The organism is Xanthobacter sp. NM-25, assembly GCF_022138605.1.
Lineage (GTDB): Bacteria > Pseudomonadota > Alphaproteobacteria > Rhizobiales > Xanthobacteraceae > Xanthobacter.
Window position 1 is genome coordinate 172,196 of sequence record NZ_JACBFS010000007.1, and the last position, 21,482, is coordinate 193,677.

The window sequence follows — 21,482 nt, forward strand, 5'->3', positions numbered from 1 at the left end:
TTCCCTCACTGTGCGGCCCATGTTCTCGCGTGGAGTATGCGTCCCATGATGTCGCGCGCCGATCGCACCGTGCTGAGCGAATGGTGGTGGACGGTGGACCGGGCCCTTCTGGCCGGCCTGTTCACTTTGATGGTCATCGGCATCATCCTGTGCCTGGCCGCCAGCCCCGCCGTGGCGGCGCGCATCGGCATCGATGACCCGTTCCACTTCGTGAATCGGCAGGTGATGTTCCTCATCCCTGCCGCGTTCGTGATGCTCGCCACCTCCTTCCTCTCGCCGCGCTCCATCCGGCGGGTGTGCATGGTGGTGTTCGCCATCTTCTTCGTGCTGCTGCTTGCGACCTTGGTGATCGGCCCGGAGGTGAAAGGCGCCCGGCGCTGGCTCACCGTCGCCGGCATCACCGTGCAGCCGTCCGAATTCATCAAGCCGGCCTTCGTCATCCTCGCCGCCTGGCTGTTCTCGGAAAGCACCAAGCGACCGGAGATGCCGGCGCAGCTGCTGGCCATCGGCCTGCTCGCCCTGGTGCTGGGCCCGCTGGTGAAGCAGCCGGATTTCGGCCAGAGCCTGCTCATCTCCCTGGTGTGGGGCTCGCTCTTCTTCATCTCCGGCCTGCGCTGGATCTGGATGTTCGGCTTGGTCGGGGTCGGCATCGGCGGCGGCACCATCGCCTATTTCACCGTCTCCCACGTGCACAAGCGCATCAGCCGCTTCCTCAATCCGGAATCCGGCGACACCTACCAGATCGACGCGGCGCTGAATTCCTTCCGCAACGGCGGCTGGTTCGGCCAGGGCCCGGGCGAGGGCACCATGAAGCGCCTGCTGCCGGACGGCCACACCGACTTCGTGTTCGCGGTGGCGGGCGAGGAGTTCGGCATCATCCTGTGCCTGATCATCCTGACGCTGTTCGCCTTCATCATCCTGCGCGCGCTCAACCGCGCCCAGCACGAGACCGATCCCTTCGCCCGCTTCGCCGTCACCGGCCTCGCCCTGCTGTTCGGCCTGCAGGCCTCCATCAACATGGCGGTCAACGTGCATATCGCGCCGGCCAAGGGCATGACGCTGCCCTTCATCTCCTATGGCGGCTCCTCGCTGATCTCGCTGGCATTCGGCATGGGCATGCTCATCGCCCTCTCCCGCAAGCGCCCGGGGGCAGCGGCGCTGGCGGCGCTGAGCGAGCCGCGCCAGCTCACCGGCACGCCGCGCGCCACCCCCAAAACCGCCGCGCCCTATGGCGGCCCCGCCGAGGGCGCCCCTTCCCCGGCATGACCAGCGCCGCCTTATTGGCGTCGCGAACACGGAACAAGAGAGCGCCGTGACCAAGCTCGTTCTTCTCGCCGCCGGGGGCACCGGCGGCCATCTGTTCCCCGCCGAGGCGCTGGCCGCCGTGCTGACCGCCCGCGGCTGCATGGTGGATCTCGCCACCGACGAGCGGGCGGCGCGCTATGCCACGAGCTTCCCCGCCCGGCAGCTGCATGTGCTGCCTGCCGATACGGTGCGCGGGCGCTCGCCCGTGGCCCTGGCGAAGGCGGGCCTCACCCTCGCCTCGGGTCTCATTTCGGGGCTGGCGCTGATGCGGCGGCTGAAGCCGGCGGTGGTGGTGGGGTTCGGCGGCTACCCCTCATTGCCGCCGCTGCTTGCCGCCTCGCTCATGGGCATTCCCACCCTCATCCACGAAGCCAATGGGGTCATGGGCCGTGCCAACCGGCTGCTGGCGCGCCGCGTCACCGCCATCGCCACCGGCTTCCCCGGCCTCACCAAGACCGATCCGGTGCTCGCCGCCAAGGCGGTGTGGACCAGCAATCCGCTGCGCCCCGCCGCCATCGCCGCCGCCGCCGAGCCCTATGATGAACCGGCGGCCGACGGCCCGCTGAAGGTGCTGGTGTTCGGCGGCAGCCAGGGCGCCCGCGTCATGTCAGACGTGGTGCCCGACGCGCTGGCCCACCTGCCTCGTGAGGTTCGCGCCCGGTTGCAGCTGACCCAGCAGACCCGCGCCGAGGACATGGCCCGGGTGCGCGACGTCTATGGCGATCTCCATCTGAAGACGGAGCTCGCCCCCTTCTTCGACGATCTGCCCGCCCGCATGGCGCACGCCCATCTGGTCATCTCCCGCTCCGGCGCCGGAACGGTGGCGGAGCTGGCGGCCATCGGCCGGCCGTCGATCCTGGTGCCGCTACCCCATGCGCTGGACCAGGACCAGGCCGCCAACGCCCGCAGCCTCGCCGAAATCGGTGCGGCGCTGGTGCTGCGGCAGCTGGAATTCACCCCCGAGCGGCTCAGCGAGGAGCTCACGCGGCTCGCCGCCGACCCGCAGACATTGACGCAGATGGCCGCGCGCGCCAGAAGCGCCGGCGTGCTGGACGCCGCCGAACGCCTCGGCGACCTCACCCAACATCTGGCCGACGGGGGCACGGCCGCAACTTTTCAAGGACCACGCTCATGAAGCTGCCGGCAGCGCTCGGCCCCATCCATTTCGTTGGCATCGGCGGCATCGGCATGAGCGGCATCGCCGAGGTGCTCCACAATCTCGGCTACACCGTGCAGGGCTCCGACGCGGCGGAGAACGCCAATGTGAAGCGCCTGCGCGAGCTGGGCATCACCGTCAGCATCGGCCATGATGCGGCCCATGTGGAGACCGCCGCCGTGGTGGTGGTTTCCTCCGCCATCAAGCGCGATAATCCCGAGCTGGCGGCGGCGCGGGCCCGGCGCCTGCCGGTGGTGCGTCGCGCCGAGATGCTGGCCGAGCTGATGCGGCTGAAGAGCTGCGTCGCCGTTGCCGGCACCCACGGCAAGACCACCACCACCTCGCTGGTGGCCACCCTGCTGGACGCCGGCGACCTCGACCCCACGGTCATCAATGGTGGCATCATCAACGCCTATGGCACCAACGCCCGCTGGGGTGGTGGCGAATGGATGGTGGTGGAGGCCGACGAAAGCGACGGCACCTTCCTCAAGCTGCCCACCGAGGTGGCCATCGTCACCAATGTGGACCCCGAGCATCTCGACCACTTCAAGACCTTCGAGAAGGTGCAGGAAGCGTTCGAGACCTTCGTGGAGAACCTGCCCTTCTACGGCTTCGCGGTGATGTGCATCGACCATCCGGTGGTGCAGGCGCTGGTGGGCCGCATCGAGGACCGCCGCGTCATCACCTATGGCGAGAACCCCCAGGCCGACGTGCGGCTGGTGGACGTGGACCTCAAGGGCGGCATCACCAAGTTTGGCGTGGTGTTCCGCGACCGCTCCGGCGCGGTCACCCACGAGATCACCGGCCTGCGCCTGCCCATGCCCGGCAAGCACAATGCGCTGAACGCCACCGCCGCCATCGCGGTGGCCCGTGAGCTGGGCGTGTCCGATGCCCAGATCGTCGAGGCGCTGGCCGGGTTCGGTGGCGTGAAGCGCCGCTTCACCCATACCGGCGATTGGAACGGCGTCACCATCTTCGATGACTACGGCCACCACCCGGTGGAGATCGCCGCAGTGCTGCGCGCGGCCCGCGGCGCCAGCGAGGGTCAGGTGATCGCCGTGGTGCAGCCGCACCGCTATTCGCGCCTGCAGAGCCTGTTCGACGAATTCTGCACCTGCTTCAACGACGCCGACCACGTCATCGTCGCCCCGGTCTATGCCGCTGGCGAGGCGCCCATTCCCGGGGTGGATCGTGACCATCTGGTGGAGGGGCTCGTCGCCCACGGCCACCGCTCGGTCATCGCCCTGCCGGGACCGGAGGCGCTGGCGGGACTGGTGGCCGGCCTCGCCAAGCCGGGAGATTATGTGGTGTGCCTGGGTGCCGGCTCCATCAGCGGCTGGGCCTATGCCCTGCCCGGCGAGCTGGCGGCGCTGAAGCCCGCCGCCTGACGCGGCCGAGCCGCGGCGGAAGGAGACGCGCCATGCTGCCGCTGCTGCCCTGGCTGCGCCGCATGCGCCACGGCCTCACCCTCGGCGTGCGCGTGCTCGCCACCGACGCCGACGACCGGCTGCTGCTGGTGCGGCACGGCTACACGCCCGGCTGGCACCTGCCCGGCGGCGGGGTGGATGCGGGTGAAAGCGCGGCCGCCGCCGCCCATCGCGAGCTGATGGAGGAAACCCACGCCGTGGTGGACGGGCCGCTGCTGCTGCACGGCGTGTTCTTCAATCCCCGGGTGGGCGGGCGCGATCATGTGGTGTGCTTTCGCGCCCGAGTGACGGCCGGCCCCCCGCCCGCCCCCAATCTCGAAATCCGCGAGATCGGCTATTTCCCCTTCGACGCCCTGCCGGACGGCACCACCCCCGGCACCCTGCGCCGCATTGGCGAGTGGCGTCGGCAGCTGCCCCTGCACGAGGCGTGGTAGCGCCACGCCATCGCCGCTGCGCCGGCAAAGAGCGCCGGATGCCTTGCCAACCTCCCCGCCAGAACCTTAAGTGCGCCGACGACCGCCCGGGGCGGTGACTCACGGAGGCTTTGATGTCCCTCGACGCCGACCAGATCGTCGAACGCCGCAGATTGCGGCGCAAAGTCACCTTCTGGCGCACGCTGGGCGTGCTGGCGGTGGTGGGGGCGATCGCGGCGGGGGTCGGCTACGCGGTCTCCGACAAGGTTTCCACCGGCGGGCCCCACGTGGCGCGGGTGGTGATCGGCGGCCTCATCCGCAACGATCGCGAGCGGGTGGAAATGCTCGACGAGATCGGCCGCTCGGGCGCGCGGGCGGTGATTCTCTCCATCGACAGCCCCGGCGGCACGGTGACCGGCTCCGAACAGCTTTATGACGCGCTGCGGCGCCTCGCCGCCAAGAAGCCGGTGGTGGCCATGGTGGAAGGCGTGGCCGCCTCGGGCGCGTATATCGCCGCCCTCGGCGCCGACCATATCGTCGCGCGGCGCAACGCCATCGTCGGCTCGGTGGGGGTGATCTACCAGTTTCCCAACGTCACCGAGCTCCTGAAGACGGTGGGCGTCACCATGGAGGACATCAAGTCCTCCCCGCTCAAGGCCTCGCCCAACCCTTATACCCCCACCACCCCGGAAGCCCGGGCCGCCATCGACGCCCTGGTGGTGGACAGCTACGACTGGTTCAAGGGCCTGGTGGGCGAACGCCGCAGGCTCTCCGACGCCAAGCTCGCCGCCGTTTCCGACGGCCGGATCTTCACCGGCCACATGGCCCTGCCGCTGCAGCTGGTGGACGAAATCGGCGACGACCGCACCGCCCGTGCCTGGCTCTCCCGCGAGAAGGGGGTTCCCGAGAACATGCGCGTGCGCACCTGGCGGACCCGGGAGCTCGATACCGAGTTCGGCTGGCTGCTCGGCATGGCCCGTGGCGCACTGGACGCTGTGGGATTACCACAACTTGGAATTGTGCTGTCAGCAGCGACCCAGGGGGCCCTTGAGCGTAGTCAACTTGACGGCTTGCTGGCCCTCTGGCACCCTCCGGCCGACAGATAACCGGGGACCCAACCCCCTCTCAGGGGTTGCGAATTTTCACAAGATCGAGGCTGGAGGCGACAACCGCCGCCGTCAGCCTGTCCACCGCTCCCGGCGGTTCGGTCGTGAGGGGAACCAGAGCCATCATGATCAAGTCGGAACTCGTCCAGAAAATTGCCGAAGCCAACCCGCACCTGTATCAGCGGGATGTTGAGAACATCGTCAACGCCATCCTGGAGCAGATCGTCTCGGCCCTCGAGCGGGGTGACCGCGTCGAGCTGCGCGGTTTCGGCGCCTTCTCCGTCAAGAAGCGCGACGCCCGCGTCGGCCGCAACCCGCGCACCGGCAAGCAGGTGGAAGTGAGCGAAAAGACGGTGCCTTATTTCAAGACTGGCAAGGAGATGCGCGAGCGTCTCAACACCGGAAAGTAAACAGCCGTGCGGCGGTTCGTGTCCCTTCTCATCGGCCTGCCCGTGTCGATCCTGGTCATCGCCCTGGCGGTGGCCAATCGCCGCGAAGTGCTGGTTTCGCTCGATCCCTTCTCGCCCAGCGCGCCCGTGCTCTCCATGACGGTGCCGCTCTATGCGGTGATCTTCGGCGCCCTGATTCTCGGCGTGGTGCTGGGTGGGTTGGTGACCTGGCTGCGGCAGGGCCGCTTCCGGCGTGAAGCCCGCCAGGCGCGGCGCGACCTCAAGAAGACCGGCGCCAGCCCGGCCGCCCCCGCACCGGGCCTCACCCTGCCGGCGCCGCGCACCTGAGCGCGCCGGCCGAAAGGCCGAAGCCTCTATCCCCACGAGGGATCAGGCCGCAAGGTCTGTCGGGCGCTCGCCGCGTTTCTTCTCCGCCCGCTCAATCAGGTATTTCGCCACCAGGGTGAACAGCGCCACCCCCACCAGCACCGTGGCCGCGGCAAAGGCCGCCACCACTTGACTGTCCTGGTACAGCAGCTCGATCTGCAGCGGCAGGGTCGATGTCTGCCCGCGGATGTTGCCCGACACCACCGAGACCGCGCCGAATTCCCCCATGACCCGGGCATTGCACAGCGCCGCGCCATAGAGCAGTGCCAGCCGCACATTGGGCAGGGTGACCAGCCGCAGGATCTGGAAGCCGGAGGCACCCAGGCTCGCCGCCGCCTCCTCCTCGTCTCGCCCCTGGGCCATCATCAGCGGCACCAGCTCGCGCACCACGAACGGCGCCGTCACGAACAGGCTGGCAAGGATGATGGCCGGCACGGCGAACATGATCTTGATGTCATGGGCGGCGAGGAACGGCCCCAGCAGGCCCTGGGCGCCGTAGACGAACAGATAGGCGACGCCGGCGATGATGGGCGAGATGGAGAAGGGCAGCTCCACCAGCGCCAGCAGCAGGCTGCGCCCGGGAAAGGTGAACTTGGTGACCGCCCATGCGGCGGCAATGCCGAACCCCACATTGACGGGCACGCAGACCAGCGCCGCGAAGACGGTGAGCCCCATGGCGTGCAGCGTATCGGGACGCACCAGGGCTTCGCCATAAGGGGTAAGCCCGCGCCGGAACGCTTCCACGAAGATGACGCCCAGCGGCGCGATCAACACCAGAGCCGTCACCAGCAGCACGGCGCCGGTGAGGGTGAAAGCCACCGCCGGCTGATCGCCGACGCGCACCCGATAGCGATTGATGCGCCGCGCCATCTCAGGCCTCCCCGATGCTGTGGCGCTGGTGCCAGGCCTGGATCAGATTGACCAAGAGCAACATCAGGAAGGCCAACCCCAGAAGGGTCGCCGCGATGGCCGCCGCTGCCGGATAGTCATATTCCTCGAGCCGGATATAGGTGAGCAGCGCGACGATCTCGGTGCGAAACGGCTGGTTGCCGGCGATGAACACCACCGCCCCGAACTCCCCGAGCGAGCGGGCAAAGGCCAGTGACGCGCCGGCGAGAAACGCCGGAAACAGCGCCGGCAGGATCACCGTGCGCAGGATCCGCCCATCGGAGGCGCCAAGGGTGGCAGCGGCCTCCTCCAGCTCCGGCTCCAGATCCTCCAGCACCGGCTGCACCGTGCGCACCACGAACGGGATGGACGTGAATGCCATGGCGCAGGCGATGCCCGCGGGCGCATAGGCCACCTGGATGCCCCAGAGCGAGAGCGGCGCGCCATACCAGCCATTGCGGGCGAACAGCGTGGTGAGGGCGAGACCCGCCACCGCCGTGGGCAAGGCGAAGGGCACATCCACCAGCGCATCCAGCAGCCGCTTGCCGGGAAACTCATAGCGCACCAGCACCCAGGCGAGCGCCAAGCCATAGACACAATTGAACAGCGTGGCCGCCGCCGCCGTCGCGATGGTGACTTCGAACGAGGCGAGGGTCCGCGGCGAGGTCATGATCGCCACATAGCGCGCAAACCCCACGTCCGCCGCCTTCAGCAGCAGCGCCGCGATGGGCAGCAGCACGATGAGCGCCAGATAGGTGAGGGTCAGCCCCAGGGAGAGGCGCAGGCCGGGAATGACCGTGCGCCGCGGGCGGGAAGCAAGGCGGTGGAACATGTGCGCTCGAACATCTCCGGCCGGGGCCCCTCGCGAAGGCCCCCTCGGGGAAACGCTCCTCGTGAAAGCCCGCAGGCGTGACAGGAGCAGGAAGCAAGAGGAGCAGCCAGCCAAAGCGGCCACCGACGCACCGGAGGACCAAGGAGATCCGCGCCACCCCATGGGGTTATGGCGCGGCACACGCTATTTGTCATTCTTTTTCTGTGAAGAAAATATTCAACAATTTTTAATTGTATAAAATGCACAAAACAAAGGGCCGCTCTGGCTGGAGCGACCCTGCGACACGCGGAGCGGTACGCCTGAACTCAGTATCCCGGCAGATCGAACGGACCGGGCAGCGGCCAGCGGATGCCGGTGATGGGGCCCGGGCCGACGGCCGAGCCGCTGTAGTTCGGGAAATTGTAGTTCAGCGGCAGCGCGTAATCGAGATAGGGCTGCGAACCCGGCTTCACCATGGTGCCCGGATCGAGATACGAGCGCTGGGTGATGGTCAGCTTGGTGCGCTTCTGGGTCTGCTGCGTCTGCGCCTCGGCGCTGCTGGCGACCGCGACCGAACCCGCGAGCGCGACCATCAGCGCGGCGGCAAGGGTGTGAAGCGGCGCGATACGCATGGAACCCTCCTCAAACGGCTCATCTGCCGTCTCGCCATGAATTACGGCACTTGTCCGGCTGGCGCAAGGAAACGTCGGTGCGCGGCCAGGGTTCCCCGTGGGAGAAATCGCCCTCGTGGCGTCACGGCAACACCGCCATCGCGCCACAAAGCGCAGTAGCGGTGCCGGAAAACGCCGCGACCGCCGGCCTTTGCGCAGCCCCGCCCAGCCCCGCGCTGACGGCACCCGCGCATCGCCCGGCGCAGCGCCCGGCGCATCGCCCCCTTGCAGCGCGCTCCAGCGCTCCTAATTGATTCGGTAGATTTGCAACGCGCGCACGTTCGTCTTACAAGGCGCGTTCACCGGCCCCAAGGCCGGCAATCCCGAGGAAGATCATGGGTTACAAGGTCGCCGTCGTCGGCGCCACGGGCAACGTGGGCCGAGAGATTCTCTCGATCCTCGAAGAGCGGGGCTTCCCCGCGGACGAGGTGGTTGCACTCGCATCGCGCCGCTCGCAGGGCACCGAGGTTTCTTACGGCGACAAAACCCTGAAGGTGAAGGCCCTCGATACCTACGACTTCTCCGACACCGACATCTGCCTGATGTCGGCCGGCGGCTCCGTGGCGAAGGAATGGGCGCCCAAGATCGGTGCCCAGGGATGCGTCGTCATCGACAATTCCTCCCAGTGGCGCACCGACCCCGACGTGCCGCTGATCGTGCCCGAGGTGAATGCCGACGCCATCGTCGACTTCAAGAAGAAGAACATCATCGCCAATCCCAACTGCTCCACGGCGCAGCTGGTGGTGGCGCTGAAGCCGCTGCATGACGCGGCAACCATCAAGCGGGTGGTGGTGTCCACCTATCAATCCGTCTCCGGCGCCGGCAAGGACGCCATGGACGAATTGTTCAGCCAGACCCGGGCCATCTTCGTCTCCGATCCGGTGGAGCCGAAGAAGTTCCCCAAGCGCATCGCCTTCAACCTCATTCCGCAGATCGACGTCTTCATGGACGACGGGTCCACCAAGGAAGAGTGGAAGATGGTGGTCGAGACCAAGAAGATCCTCGACCCCAAGATCAAGCTCACGGCCACCTGTGTCCGCGTGCCGGTCTTCATCTCCCATTCGGAATCGGTGAACGTGGAGTTCGAGAAGGAGCTGTCCGCCGAGGACGCGCGCAAGATCCTGCGCGAGGCCCCGGGCATCCTGGTGGTCGATACCCGTGAGCCCGGTGGCTATGCCACCCCCCACGAGGCGGCCGGCGAGGACGCCACCTATATCTCGCGCCTGCGCGACGATCCGACGGTGGAGAACGCCATCAACTTCTGGTGCGTCTCCGACAACCTGCGCAAGGGTGCGGCCCTGAACGCGGTTCAGATCGCCGAGGTGCTGGTGAACCGCAAGCTCATCTCGCCCCGCCGCGCGGCGGCGTGACCGCATCGCGAACGGCCCTCCCCGGAGGGCCGTTTTCGCTTGCGGCCCGATGCCCTATGCTCGGGCCGCCTCTGGTCGGCAGCAGGCCGACGGCTCGATGGATCAGGTGAAGACCATGTCTCAATCCCAGCGCTCCGGCCAGGATGTGGATCCCAAGCTCCTGGAGATCCTCGTGTGCCCCCTCACCAAGGGGCCGCTGGAATATGATCGCGCGCGCCAGGAACTCATCTCCCGCGCCGCCCGCCTCGCCTATCCCATCCGCGACGGCATCCCGATCATGCTCGCCGACGACGCCCGCCCGCTGGACGAGGCCGAGCTCAAGAAATAAGCCGCTGCCGGCAAGCCGGACGTTAGGATCGGTCAGCAGCCCAGCGCGCCTGCATATAGGCGAGGGCAAAGGGCGCCATCTGCGGCGTAAAATCCCCCGGGCCGCGCACCAGCATCATGTCGGTGAGTTCCGGCAGCGCCTCGCGGGCCAAGAAGTCGCGCACCTGTGCCGCCGCGGCGGCGGCCGGGCGGCGCAGCACCAGACGTCGCATGAGGGCGAGGCGCGGGCCGTCGAACACGGCGACAAAGCCAAGGTCCTGCGCCACATCTGCGGCGCCCAGCCCGGTTTCCTCCCGCAGTTCCTGCCAGGCCGACGCCTCCAGATCCACCTGCCCTGCGGGCGTGACATTGGAGAGGTCCGGCGTGCCGCCCGGGAAATAGACGCAGCCGGCGGATGCGGTGTGGGGACCCATCACCCCCATCAGGAAGGCGCCGTCCGCCCCCTCGATGGCGGCGAGGGAAAAAGCGTTGAGCGCCTGCATGTCCTGCGGCCAGCCACGATCGCGCCACCACAGGAAGGTGGCGAAATCGGTCTGGCGGAATCGGCCCCGCAGGTGACCGTCATCCATCTCATAATCGCGCAATAGCAGAACGGCCCCGTTCCACAGGTGCGGATTGACGGCGCGCCGTTGGGCGAAATGGGCGTCGATCTCGCTGCGGAATGCCTCCGCCTCGGGCCAGCCGCCGGGCTCCAGAACGAGGTCGAGACCTCGGACCGGCACCACGCGCCGGCCGTCGGTCTCATTTCCCCATAGCGGATCGGCGCTCACGCCACCGGGTCCAGGGCAGGATAATCGGTATAGCCCTTGGCGCCGCCGCCATAGAGGGTGTCGCGGTCGAGCTCGTTCAGGGGCGCGTTGCGGCGCAGCCGCTCCACCAGATCGGGATTGGAGATGAAGGGGCGGCCGAACGCCACCAGATCAGCCTTGCCTTCCGCCACCACCCGGGTGGCGAGATCAAGGTCGTAGCCGTTGTTCACCATCCAGGGGCCGGCGAAACGCTGGCGCAGCGCCTCGAAGGAGAAGTCCGGCGCCACATCCCGCGGGCCGCCGGTGGCGCCTTCCACCACATGCACATAGAGCGGGTGGCGCTTGTCCAGCTCTTCGATCACCACATTGAACAGCGCCTGCGGGTCGCTGTCGGAGATGCCGTTGGCCGGGCTCACCGGCGACAGGCGCACGCCGGTGCGAGCGGCGCCGATCTCGGCGATCACCGCATCCATCACCTCCAGCAGGAAGCGGCTACGGTTGGCGATGGAGCCGCCATAGGCATCGGTGCGCTGGTTGGCGCCATCCTTCAGGAACTGGTCGATGAGGTAGCCATTGGCGGCATGCACCTCCACCCCGTCGAAGCCGGCTGTGATGGCATTGGCCGCCGCCCGGCGATAATCGGCAACGATGCCGGCGATCTCGCCAATCTCCAGCGCCCGCGGCATAGAGGTGTCGGTGAAGGTGTTGTTCACAAAGGTCTTGGTGGCGGCCTGCAGCGCCGATGGCGCCACCGGCGCCGCCCCGCCCGGCTGCAGCGCCGTGTGGGAGACCCGGCCCACGTGCCACAGCTGGATGACGATGCGCCCGCCCTTGGCGTGCACCGCGTCGGTCACCTTGCGCCAGCCGGCCACCTGAGCGTCGGTATAGATCCCGGGGGTGTCCTGATAGCCCTGGCCCTGCTGGCTGATCTGCGACGCCTCGGTAATGAGCAGGCCGGCGCTGGCGCGCTGGGCGTAATAGTCCGGCGCCAGATCGCTCGGCACGAAGCCCGGCGCGGCGCGGTTGCGGGTGAGGGGCGCCATGACAATGCGGTTGGGAAGCATCATCTCGCCCAGGCGATAGCTGTCGAACAAGGAGGGCGTGCTTGCGCTCATAGACAATCCCTTTGCCAGGCCGCAGACGGCCGGATGGATGCGATTGAGCGAACATAGGTGCGACCGGCCGATCGCCAAGGGGCGCGCCGGGAAAGCCTGCGCCAAAACCCCCGGAAAGCGGCGTGATCATAAGAAAATTCACGCCGCGGCATGCATTTTCCAGAGCTATCGCAAGGGAATACGCCATTTCCCTTGTGAAATGCGGCGTCAACGGCCATGCCCTGTTTCACGTGAATCCGCCGCATGGGCGCGCGGCACACGGTCAGATGTGCAGCACCCCCTCGGCCACCACCACCGCACCGCCGCCGATGGTGGTGGTGCCATCCACCAGTGCCCCATCCTTCACAGAGAAGCCGATGTCGATGCGGCTCGGCCGGCCCATCTCGAAGCCCTGGTCGATGCGCACCTTATGGTGGCCATCCACCCGGTTTTCCGCATCCAGCAGCACCTTGGGGAATGCCGCTGCCGCCGCGCCGGTCGCCGGGTCCTCGACGAGGCCGAGGCCGGGAGAGAACATGCGGGCGCGGAAATCGGCGTCGCCGTCCTCATCCAAAGTGTAGAGATAGACCGCCTCGCCAAAGGCCCCGAGGGTGGCGATGGAGGCCGCCTCGTCAGGCCGTGCCCGGGCGAGGGCCGTGAGATTGGCCAGCGGAATGAACAGGAAGGGCACGCCCGCGGAGGCCACCACCGGCCGGTGGGCGTCAAAGCCGATATCTTCCGGATCAAGGTTCAGCGCCTCGGCACAGGCCTGGCGGGAGACATCCACCGTCTCCAGCGCGGCGCGGCGCGGCACGGTGAAGACCGCCGATCCCTTGCGGCTGCCTGCGCCATCGGTGGCCACGGTGCAGCTGACGGCGCCGATGGGCTCGTCCAGCTTCATCACCCCCTTGTCGATCTTGTCCTCCAGCGCCAGCAGGACCGCCGTGCCCACCGTGGGGTGGCCGGCGAACGGCATCTCATGGGCGACCGTGAAGATGCGGATGCGGGCGCGGTGCGCCGGATCCTTCGGCGGCAGGATGAACACCGTCTCGGAGAGATTGAACTCGCGGGTGATCTGCTGCATGGCCGCGTCGTCGAGCCCCGAGGCGTCGGTCACCACGGCCAGAGGATTGCCGCCGAACGGGCGGGTGGTGAACACGTCGAGCGTCACATAACGGCGCGGCATGGCGGCTTTCCGGACAGGATGGCGAACAGAACGCACCGGCCCCGAAGGCCGGCGCCACAAAGTTGCCTTAAACCGCCATGGGCGTGAAGACCTTGGAGGGGCTCACGAACTCCTCCTGGGCCTCGACCAGCAGCAATTCCCGGGAGTGTGCTTTTTCGGTCCGCTCCAGGAGGCAGAAGATGGAGGAGGCGGCGGCCGACAGCGCCTCGGCGGTGGAGCCCGTGCGCTTCACGTGGAAGAAGAACAGGGCCGCGATGGCGTCGCCCGCCCCGTTCAGGGACACGTCCAGCCGCGGCGTGCGCACCAGGAAGCGGCCATCCGGCCCGCAGGCGAGGAGATCGATGGATTCCTTCGGCGTTTCCCGGGTGTGCAGGCTGGTCACCAGCACCGCCTTCGGCCCGCGCTTCTGCAGCACCGCGCAGGCCGCCAGCGCATCCTCCAGATCCACCACCTGACGGCCGGAGAGCAGCTCCAGCTCGAACTGGTTGGGTGTGATCACGTCAGCCGCCGGCACCGCCTGGTCGCGCATGAATTCGGGAATGCCCGGCAGCACGAACACGCCGCGCCCCACGTCGCCGATCACCGGGTCGCAGCAATAATCCGCATTGGGATTGGCCGCGCGCACCCGCTCCACGGCACCGAGAATGCCGGCGCCGATCTCCGCCGAGCCCATGTAGCCGGACAGAACGCCATCACAGCGCGGCAGCACCCCGCGCTCGGCGATACCCTCAACCAGATCGGCGATGACCGAGGCATCGAACACCTGGCCGCGCCAGGCGCCATAGCCGGTGTGGTTGGAGAACTGGACAGTGTGGATCGGCCACACCTCCACCCCCAGGCGCTGCAGCGGGAAGACGGCGGAGGCATTGCCCACGTGCCCATAGGCGACATGGGACTGGATCGACAGGAGATTCATCGGGCGTTTCCGGGTCGAGCCGAAGCAGGGGACAGGACATTAGACGCGGTTCGCCGGTTACTCCCCGCATCGGCGCGGCACAAATGGAAATTGCTCATCAATGCCGCACGCAACGGTGATGGGTCAGCCGCGCGACGCCAGCATGAAACGGGTGGCCTCGCTCACCAGCCGGCGCGGTGCGAGCCGCGCCGTGAGGATCAGCACCTTGTTGAGCAGCCCCACCACCTCCACCCGCCGCCCGGCCATGAGCGCCTTGAGGCCGCGCTCGGCCACCATCTGCGCGCTGGTCATGGGTCCCTTGAACAGCCGCGTGCCATCCCAGCCGGCCCGGGCGAAGAAGCGGGTGGACGTCGGCCCCGGACACAGGGCCGTGACGGTGACGCCGGAGCCCTTCAGCTCTTCGGCGACCGCCTCCGAGAAGCTCAGCACATAGGCCTTGGTGGCACCGTAAACGGCGGAGAAGGGCAGCGGCGCGAAGGCGCCGGTGGACGCCACATTGAGGATGCGGCCCGAGCCGCGCGCCCGCATGCCCGGCAGCACCGCCGCCGTGAGGCGTGTCAGCGCCCCCACATTGGTGGTGATCATGGACAATGACAGCGCCGGGTCGATTTCGGCAAAGCGGCCATAGGCGCCAAAGCCCGCATTGTTCACCAGAATGTCGGGCACCCGCGCCGCCAGCTCCTGCGCCAGTCCCTCGAGGGCGGCCGGCGCGGCAAGGTCCACCTGCCGCACCGTGACGGCGTGGCCGAGCGCCGCAATCTTCCGTTCCGCCGCCGCCAGCCGCTCCCCATCGCGCCCCACCAGCATGAGATCGAAGCCGGCCTGGGCAAGCTCCACGGCGAGCGCCAGACCGATGCCACTCGACGCCCCGGTGACCACCGCGAGCGGCGCGGCGGCCGTACCTTCCGCCGATCGAAGGCCAAGCTGAGCGGACATCCCCACCTCTCCGGTGCCGTGAACGATGTCGCAGTCTAGCCCAAATGATCGCCGGCCCGCGCCCCGCCGCTGCGACCAACGCAGCCCTGGCACCGGGGCCGCGAGGCGCCTATGGGTAGCGACGCGACGCCGCGCCCCCGGACCTTGGGGCCGGCCGCGTCGCTGCCTTGCCGAGACCGACCGTGCACCATCCTTCCTTTGCCTTCCGTGTCGCCGCCCTGCTGGGCGCGCTCCCGCTGCTCGCCGCCGCCCCCAGCCACGCCGCCGGGCCCGCCTGCTTCCCCCCGCAGAGCCTGGCTGCCCGCGCCGGCGAAGAAATCGTCCAGCCCCACCCGAAGTCCGAGCCCGTCACCTTGCCGGAGCTGACGCTGGCCCCCGCCAAGCCAGTGCCCGCCGCTTTGCGCGGCTCCATCCGCCGGGTGGACCTGCCCGCCGGCCAGAAGCTCGTCGCCCTTACCTTCGATTTGTGCGAAGCCTCCGCAGAAACGTCCGGCTATGACGGGGCGCTGGTCGACTATCTGCGCGCCCAGGACATCCCGGCCACTTTCTTCGGCGGCGGCAAATGGCTGATGAGCCACCCGGAACGCGCCGCCCAGCTGATCGCCGACCCCGCCTTCGAGATGGGCAACCACACCTGGTCCCACGCCAATCTCACCGTGCGGACGGGCGAAGCCATGCGGCGGCAGGTGGATGACGCCGACATCGCCTTCTCCTTGCGCCGCAGAGACGCCGCCGCCCGTGCCTGCCCCCTCGCCAACGTGCCCCAGCGGCCAGACCTGTTCCGCTTTCCCTATGGCTCGTGCAGCGCCGAATCCCTCAATTATGTGAATGACACAGGCCACCTCGCCATCCAGTGGGACGTGGATTCCGGCGATCCCGCCTTTCTCGGCGCCAAGGTCATGGCCGAGGCCATGGGCCGGCAGATCAGGCCCGGCTCTATCGTGCTGATGCATGCCAATGGCCGCGGCAAGCACACGGCGGAGGCGTTGCGCCTGCTGATCCCGGCGCTGCGGGCCAAGGGCTACCGCTTTGTCACCGTCTCCGAACTGCTGGCCGCCGGCCGCCCGGTGATCGCCGACACCTGCTATTCGCTCAAGCCCGGTGACACCCGCGTCTATGACGAGGCGGCCCGAAGCGGCAAGCGCATCCTCGGCCCACGCTGACCCCGCGCCCCATAAACGCGGACGCCGAGGAGATCCCTCTCCCCGGCGCCGCGATCATCGATCCGACCTCAACTTTGTTGTGTTCTAGGGTCAGTGCAGGGGGCTCCCCCGCGAGCCGGGGTCAAACCATGCCCAAAACGACCGCGCCAATGAAGGCGAAGGCGGCGCATGTCTCAAGCAAGGCGAACAGCTCCATGGGCATTGGGATCCCCCGCTGGATCGATACCGCAGCCGACCTTAACAAAGGTTAAGCCTTTGGAAAGATAAAAGTTGTGCTGCAGTGCAAGCCCCGCGACAGCATTGCAGCGCACGCTGAGACACAAAGAAAGACTTTTCATTCATTTGCGCTGGCGTTGCACTGCACCGCCGGCATTGAAGAAATATTTCGTCGCCCGGAGCGGAAGACGCGCCCCGGGTCTTTTCCGCGCCATCTCGGCTGCCGTCATACGCCTGTTGCGCACGCGGATTATCCGCACTGGAACGCAACGGAGCGAGCCGATGCTTGTGATCGAGGGCCTCAGTCGCCAGTTCGGCGACAAGGCGGCAGTCTCTGACGTCACCCTTCAGATCGGCCACGGCGCCTTCGTTGGAGTCATCGGCCGATCCGGAGCCGGCAAATCGACCCTGCTGCGCATGATCAACCGGCTGCAGGAGCCCTCCGCCGGCCGCATCAGCTTCGACGGGCGGGACGTGAGCGCCCTCAAGGGTGCGGCGCTGCGCCAGTGGCGCGCCCAGGCGGCCATGATCTTCCAGCAATTCAACCTGGTGGGCCGGCTCGATGTGCTCACGAACGTGCTCATGGGCCGGCTCGCCACCGCCCCTACCTGGCGGGCGCTGACCAAGATGTGGAGCGCGGACGACCGGGCCATTGCCCTCTCCGCCCTCGAGCAGTTCGACATCGCATCCCTGGCCGCCCAGCGCGCCGACAGCCTGTCCGGCGGCCAGCAGCAGCGGGTGGCCATCGCCCGTGCCCTGGCCCAGGAACCGGGCCTCATCCTCGCCGACGAGCCCATCGCCTCGCTCGATCCGCGCAACACCAGGATCGTCATGGATGCGCTTTTGCGCATCAACCGGCATTTCGGCATCACGGTGCTGTGCAATCTGCACTCCCTCGATCTCGCCCGCACCTATTGCGACCGGCTGGTGGGCATGGCCCAGGGCCGGGTGGTGTTCGACGGCGCGCCCGAGCAGCTCACCGACGCGGTGGCCCGCGACCTTTATGGGCTGGAAGCCGGCGAGGTGATGGACCTCGCCCCCGCCCGCGCGCCGCAGGGCCTCGGCGTCACGCTACCCGGGGCCGTGCCCGCCTGACGTTCAGGAGCGCCGCCGCAACCTGCGCCACGGCCTGAAGCCGCGCGCCATGCCGACCGATGGGCTTCGACCGGCCGCGATGCCCGCCTTCGTGTGACGGCCGGATCCTGCCCGACATGGCCGCGCCAGACGCGGCCGACGGGCGTGCATGCGTTCCTTTTTCCGCGTTTTCAATGCTTTGTCCGACAGGAGCCCAAGCCATGTTGAACCGTCGCACCCTGATCGCGGCCGGCGCCGCGCTCGCCCTTTCCGCCGGCGCCGCCTGCGCGCAGGACTGGAAGGCGCAATATCCCGAGCTCACCTTCGCCATCATCCCGGCGGAGAACGCCACCGGCGTCACCGAGCGCTTCGCCCCGCTGATGGACTATCTCTCCAAGGAAATCGGCGTGCCGGTGAAGCTGCGCATCGCCAATGACTATGCAGCGGTGATCGAGGGCCAGAGGGCCGGCAACATCCACATCGCCTCCTATGGCCCGGCCTCGTTCGCCCGCGCGCTCAAGACCGGCGTGCCGGTGGAGGCCTTCGCCATCGAGGTGAATGGCGACGGCACCAAGGGCTATCATTCGGTGCTCTATGTGAAGGCCGACAGCCCCTACACGTCCATCGAGGACCTCAAGGGCAAGAACCTGTGCCTGGTGGACCCCAACTCCACCTCCGGCAACAACGTGCCGCGCTTCGCCATGAACAAGATGGGCCTCAAGCCCGACGAATTCTTCGCCAAGGTGGTCTATGCCGGCTCGCATGAAAACGCGGTGATCGCCGTGCAGCAGGGCACCTGCGACGCCGCTTTCAACTGGTGGAACGACGAGAGCGAGTCGAACCTCAAGCGCATGGAGCGCAAGGGGATGGCGAAGTACGACGACTATCGGATCATCTACAAGTCCGACCTCATCGTGAACTCGCCTTACGCTTACATCACCACCATGCCGGCGGACCTGAAAGCCAAGATCCGCGACGCCTTCTTCTCCATCGGCAAGAACGACCCGGCCGCCTTCGAGAAGATCTATGAGGGCAAGTCGCAACTCTGGCAGCCGGTGGACAACGAGGCCTACACCCCGATCATCGAGCTGATCACCTTCGTGGACGAGCTGCGCAAGAAGAAGTCCTGATCTCATCTGATGGGCGGCCCGTCACGCGGGCCGCCCTTTTCTTTGCCCCCACGCCGCCCGCTCTGGAAAGGTCCACCGTGCCCCATGCGGTCACCCTGCTGCCCGATGCGCAGATCACCGCGCTGACGCGGACCTATGAGGCCGCCGTGCGAGAGCGGCGCCGCGCCAGCCTCCTGGTGGCGGCCGTCATCCTCATCTGCATCGCGCTCGCCAGCTGGGTCGGGGAAGTCAAACCCCTGGTCTTCTTCGCCCATGCCGACCGGCTCACCGGCTATTTCTGGCAAATCCTGCCCACCCTGCACTGGCAGACGCTGGGGGCGGACCTTGCCGAATGGTATTGGAACCTCGACCACTGGCTGAAGCTGCTGGTGGACACCCTGCTCATCGCCTATCTCGGCACCCTCTTGGGGGCCATCGGCGCCTTTGCGCTGTGCTTTCTCGCCAGCGCCAATCTGGTGCGCAATCCGCTCATCCGCCTCAGCGCGCGCCGTTTCCTGGAATTCTGCCGCACGGTGCCGGAGCTGGTGTTCGCGCTGCTGTTCGTCGTAGCGTTCGGGCTCGGCCCCATGCCCGGGGTGCTGGCGCTGGCCATCCACACCATGGGCTCGCTCGGCAAGCTGTTCGCCGAGGTGGTGGAGAATATCGACATGAAGCCGGTGGAGGGCGCCACCGCCGCCGGCGCCTCCTGGACCGAGACGGTGCGCTTCGCCGTGGTGCCGCAAGTGCTCTCCAATTTCGCCTCCTACGGCCTGCTGCGCTTCGAGATCAACGTGCGCGAAGCCTCCATCATGGGGTTCGTGGGGGCCGGCGGCATCGGCCAGGACCTCATCGAGGCCATCCGCAAATTCTATTATTCCGACGTCTCCGCCATCCTGCTCCTCATCATCGCGACGGTGATGCTGATCGACCTCGGCACCGAGAAGCTCAGGCACCGCCTCATCGGCTTTGGAGAGCAGCGATGAACCGCGCCCGCATCCAGCCCGCCGCCGCCGACCACGCGCGCCTCGCCACCGCTTTTCCGCAGGCCATGGCGCCGGACCCCGCCACCCGGGTGCGCCTCCTCGTCACCGCTGGCGCGGCGCTGGCCCTTGCGCTGTTCGGCTTCTGGCACCTGGGCTTCAATTTCGATCGGCTCGGCACCGGCCTTGGCCAGCTCGCCCATTTCATCACCTTGATGATGCCGCCCGATCCCGGCACCCAGCTGCCGCTCTACATCCACGCGCTGTGGGAAACCCTGGCCATCGCCTTTCTGGGCACGTTGCTGGGGGCGCTGATCGCCTTTCCGTTTGGCTTTCTCGCCGCCAAGAACGTCATTGCCAACATCTTCGCCCATTTCGCCGTGCGCCGGGTGCTCGACACCGTGCGCGGCGTGGACAAATTGATCTGGGCGCTGATCTACGTGACCGTGGTGGGCCTCGGCCCGTTCGCCGGCATTCTCGCCATCGCCACCGCCAGCATCGGCGAATTGGGCAAACTGTTCTCCGAAGCGGTGGAGGCCCTGGACCGGAAGCCGGTGGAAGGGGTCACCGCCAGCGGTGGCTCGCCCATGGAGGCGGTGCGGTTCGGCATGCTGCCCCAGGTGCTGCCGGTGCTGGCGAGCCAGTTGCTCTATTATTTCGAATCCAACGCCCGCCAATCCACCATCGTCGGCATTGTCGGCGCCGGCGGCCTCGGCCTGCACCTCGCCGAGCAGATCCGGGTGCTGGAATGGCAGAAGGTGTCGTTCTTGATCCTGATGATGCTGGTGATGGTGGGGGTGATCGACTTCATCTCCTCCCGCCTGCGCTTCGCCATCATCGGCCGCGCGCCGACCAGCGTGTGAGCCCGTTTAAGGCTTGAACACCAGCTGCACCCGGTCCGCGGCGAAGGCGGAGCGGCCCCATTGCAGCGGTCGCCCGTTCGGCTCCACATCCACCCGCTCCAGCACCATCACCGCGCGGCCGGGCGCAAGGCACAGCTGCTCCATCTCCCGCGCCGTGGCCGGGCGAGCGGTGAGCCGGGTTTCGCGGCGGCGGTAGTCCTCGATGCCCAGCGTAGCCAAGGCCCGGGTGAGGGAGCCGGTGGCGGCATAAACGAGATCGAGATCGGGGCAGCGGGCCGCCACGAAATAGGCGCAGCCCACGGAGATGGGCACCCCATCGGCCTCATGGATGCTCTCGATGCGCAGCACCGGCGTGCCTTCCGCCACCGCCAGCTCTCGCGCCACTTCGGCATCGGCGGGCTCCACCCGGGCCTCCAGGAAGCGGCCGAACGGCTCGCGGCCGCCGGCCGCGACGATCTCCGAAAAGCGAGTGCGCGGGCCGATGGGATAGCGTAGCGGCGGCTCCTTCACGAAGGTACCACGGCCCGCCGTCGCCTCGATCAGGCCGGCTTCCGCCAAAGCGGCGAGGGCACGGCGCAGCGTATGGCGATTGACGCCGAAGGCCCGCGCCAGATCCGCCTCCACCGGCAGCCGCTCCCCCGGACGCCAGCGGCCGGACACGATGTCCGCTTCCAGCCGCTCGGCGATCTGCCGCCACACGGTCACCCCCGTACCGCGCGGCACGCTGCCGGCCGGCAGGTCCTCAACGCCACCCGTCCCAGCGCCGGTGGGCGCGTCCTCGTCGTCCGTCATCGGAATGTGACCATCCACCCGCACACTGCGTCCCATTCCAGCCACTCTGCCCTCCCCGATGCCCTTCTGGCAATCTTTGAACATTTGTATAGACTATTAGATAAATAGGGTCTAGTGAAGCGTCCGTGATGCCGCCGCGGCTGGTGCCGCCCTG

23 protein-coding genes are annotated in these 21,482 nt (G+C 67.8%); 14 read left to right on the top strand and 9 right to left on the bottom strand.

All coding sequences use genetic code 11. The annotated features are described in order from the left end of the window. Positions 1-45 precede the first annotated feature (45 nt). The 7 genes from ftsW (at position 46) to MEU52_RS18775 (ending at position 6,144) form a co-directional block, all read left to right on the top strand. Complete coding sequence (gene ftsW, locus MEU52_RS18745; protein ID WP_238123494.1) at positions 46-1,266, top strand: putative lipid II flippase FtsW; 1,221 nt, start codon at positions 46-48, stop codon at positions 1,264-1,266. 46 nt (positions 1,267-1,312) lie between these two features. Continuing rightward, the gene (murG, locus tag MEU52_RS18750; protein ID WP_238123495.1) at positions 1,313-2,440 is read left to right on the top strand and encodes an undecaprenyldiphospho-muramoylpentapeptide beta-N-acetylglucosaminyltransferase; all 1,128 of its coding nucleotides are present in this window, start codon (positions 1,313-1,315) and stop codon (positions 2,438-2,440) included. Further along, positions 2,437-3,849 carry a UDP-N-acetylmuramate--L-alanine ligase gene (murC, locus tag MEU52_RS18755; protein WP_238123496.1) on the top strand — a complete coding sequence of 471 codons (1,413 nt, stop codon included), beginning with the start codon at positions 2,437-2,439 and terminating at the stop codon, positions 3,847-3,849. Before murG ends, murC begins: the two co-directional genes overlap by 4 nt. 32 nt (positions 3,850-3,881) lie before the next feature. Then, complete coding sequence (locus MEU52_RS18760) at positions 3,882-4,322, top strand: NUDIX domain-containing protein (protein WP_238123497.1); 441 nt, start codon at positions 3,882-3,884, stop codon at positions 4,320-4,322. 113 nt (positions 4,323-4,435) lie between these two features. Further along, on the top strand, positions 4,436-5,407 hold the full coding sequence (sppA, locus tag MEU52_RS18765; RefSeq protein WP_238123498.1) for a signal peptide peptidase SppA: 972 nt from the start codon (positions 4,436-4,438) through the stop codon (positions 5,405-5,407). 125 nt (positions 5,408-5,532) lie between these two features. Beyond that, entirely contained in the window at positions 5,533-5,817 is a 285-nt protein-coding gene (gene ihfB, locus MEU52_RS18770; protein WP_238123499.1) for an integration host factor subunit beta, read from the top strand. Between the two features lie 18 nt (positions 5,818-5,835). Next, complete coding sequence (locus MEU52_RS18775; protein WP_238123500.1) at positions 5,836-6,144, top strand: lipopolysaccharide assembly protein LapA domain-containing protein; 309 nt, start codon at positions 5,836-5,838, stop codon at positions 6,142-6,144. 42 nt (positions 6,145-6,186) lie between these two features. Here MEU52_RS18775 and cysW read toward each other — a convergent pair whose 3' ends face one another. The 3 genes from cysW to MEU52_RS18790 form a co-directional block, all read right to left on the bottom strand. Beyond that, complete coding sequence (gene cysW, locus MEU52_RS18780; protein WP_238123501.1) at positions 6,187-7,053, bottom strand: sulfate ABC transporter permease subunit CysW; 867 nt, start codon at positions 7,051-7,053, stop codon at positions 6,187-6,189. A 1-nt stretch (position 7,054) separates the two neighbouring features. Continuing rightward, positions 7,055-7,903 carry a sulfate ABC transporter permease subunit CysT gene (cysT, locus tag MEU52_RS18785; protein ID WP_238123502.1) on the bottom strand — a complete coding sequence of 283 codons (849 nt, stop codon included), beginning with the start codon at positions 7,901-7,903 and terminating at the stop codon, positions 7,055-7,057. Positions 7,904-8,208: 305 nt separating this feature from the next. Then, positions 8,209-8,514 (bottom strand): hypothetical protein, encoded by a 306-nt coding sequence (locus tag MEU52_RS18790; protein WP_238123503.1) that lies wholly within the window; start codon positions 8,512-8,514, stop codon positions 8,209-8,211. Between the two features lie 374 nt (positions 8,515-8,888). On the opposite strand from MEU52_RS18790, the gene MEU52_RS18795 reads away from it, so the two are divergent. Both MEU52_RS18795 and MEU52_RS18800 read left to right on the top strand, forming a co-directional pair. Beyond that, on the top strand, positions 8,889-9,923 hold the full coding sequence (locus MEU52_RS18795; RefSeq protein WP_238123504.1) for an aspartate-semialdehyde dehydrogenase: 1,035 nt from the start codon (positions 8,889-8,891) through the stop codon (positions 9,921-9,923). A gap of 115 nt (positions 9,924-10,038) precedes the next feature. Then, positions 10,039-10,251 carry a Trm112 family protein gene (locus MEU52_RS18800; RefSeq protein ID WP_238123505.1) on the top strand — a complete coding sequence of 71 codons (213 nt, stop codon included), beginning with the start codon at positions 10,039-10,041 and terminating at the stop codon, positions 10,249-10,251. A gap of 22 nt (positions 10,252-10,273) precedes the next feature. On the opposite strand, the gene MEU52_RS18805 is transcribed toward MEU52_RS18800, so the two are convergent. The 5 genes from MEU52_RS18805 to MEU52_RS18825 form a co-directional block, all read right to left on the bottom strand. After that, positions 10,274-11,020 (bottom strand): NUDIX hydrolase, encoded by a 747-nt coding sequence (locus MEU52_RS18805; protein WP_238123506.1) that lies wholly within the window; start codon positions 11,018-11,020, stop codon positions 10,274-10,276. Next, the gene (locus MEU52_RS18810) at positions 11,017-12,114 is read right to left on the bottom strand and encodes an alkene reductase (RefSeq protein WP_238123507.1); all 1,098 of its coding nucleotides are present in this window, start codon (positions 12,112-12,114) and stop codon (positions 11,017-11,019) included. Before MEU52_RS18810 ends, MEU52_RS18805 begins: the two co-directional genes overlap by 4 nt. A 262-nt stretch (positions 12,115-12,376) precedes the next feature. Continuing rightward, on the bottom strand, positions 12,377-13,279 hold the full coding sequence (locus MEU52_RS18815; RefSeq protein ID WP_238123508.1) for a PhzF family phenazine biosynthesis protein: 903 nt from the start codon (positions 13,277-13,279) through the stop codon (positions 12,377-12,379). Between the two features lie 67 nt (positions 13,280-13,346). Then, complete coding sequence (gene pdxY / locus MEU52_RS18820) at positions 13,347-14,195, bottom strand: pyridoxal kinase PdxY (RefSeq protein WP_238123509.1); 849 nt, start codon at positions 14,193-14,195, stop codon at positions 13,347-13,349. Between the two features lie 123 nt (positions 14,196-14,318). Further along, positions 14,319-15,131: an SDR family NAD(P)-dependent oxidoreductase gene (locus tag MEU52_RS18825; protein WP_238123510.1), complete on the bottom strand. Its 813-nt coding sequence runs from the start codon at positions 15,129-15,131 to the stop codon at positions 14,319-14,321. A gap of 182 nt (positions 15,132-15,313) precedes the next feature. Here MEU52_RS18825 and MEU52_RS18830 point away from each other — a divergent pair, with 182 nt between their 5' ends. From MEU52_RS18830 to phnE (MEU52_RS18850), 5 genes are all read left to right on the top strand, one after another. Next, positions 15,314-16,294 (top strand): polysaccharide deacetylase family protein, encoded by a 981-nt coding sequence (locus tag MEU52_RS18830; RefSeq protein WP_238123511.1) that lies wholly within the window; start codon positions 15,314-15,316, stop codon positions 16,292-16,294. Between the two features lie 498 nt (positions 16,295-16,792). After that, positions 16,793-17,605 (top strand): phosphonate ABC transporter ATP-binding protein, encoded by an 813-nt coding sequence (gene phnC, locus MEU52_RS18835; RefSeq protein WP_238123512.1) that lies wholly within the window; start codon positions 16,793-16,795, stop codon positions 17,603-17,605. 200 nt (positions 17,606-17,805) lie between these two features. After that, the gene (phnD, locus tag MEU52_RS18840) at positions 17,806-18,714 is read left to right on the top strand and encodes a phosphonate ABC transporter substrate-binding protein (protein WP_238123513.1); all 909 of its coding nucleotides are present in this window, start codon (positions 17,806-17,808) and stop codon (positions 18,712-18,714) included. A gap of 77 nt (positions 18,715-18,791) precedes the next feature. After that, the gene (phnE, locus tag MEU52_RS18845) at positions 18,792-19,676 is read left to right on the top strand and encodes a phosphonate ABC transporter, permease protein PhnE (protein WP_238123514.1); all 885 of its coding nucleotides are present in this window, start codon (positions 18,792-18,794) and stop codon (positions 19,674-19,676) included. Next, positions 19,673-20,536, top strand: a complete 864-nt coding sequence (gene phnE, locus MEU52_RS18850) for a phosphonate ABC transporter, permease protein PhnE (RefSeq protein ID WP_443267665.1) — start codon at positions 19,673-19,675, stop codon at positions 20,534-20,536. The genes phnE (MEU52_RS18845) and phnE (MEU52_RS18850) overlap by 4 nt, the downstream gene beginning before the upstream one ends. A gap of 6 nt (positions 20,537-20,542) precedes the next feature. On the opposite strand, the gene phnF is transcribed toward phnE (MEU52_RS18850), so the two are convergent. Further along, positions 20,543-21,364, bottom strand: coding sequence for a phosphonate metabolism transcriptional regulator PhnF (gene phnF, locus MEU52_RS18855; RefSeq protein ID WP_273546386.1), 822 nt, complete (start codon positions 21,362-21,364; stop codon positions 20,543-20,545). Between the last annotated feature and the right edge of the window lie 118 nt (positions 21,365-21,482).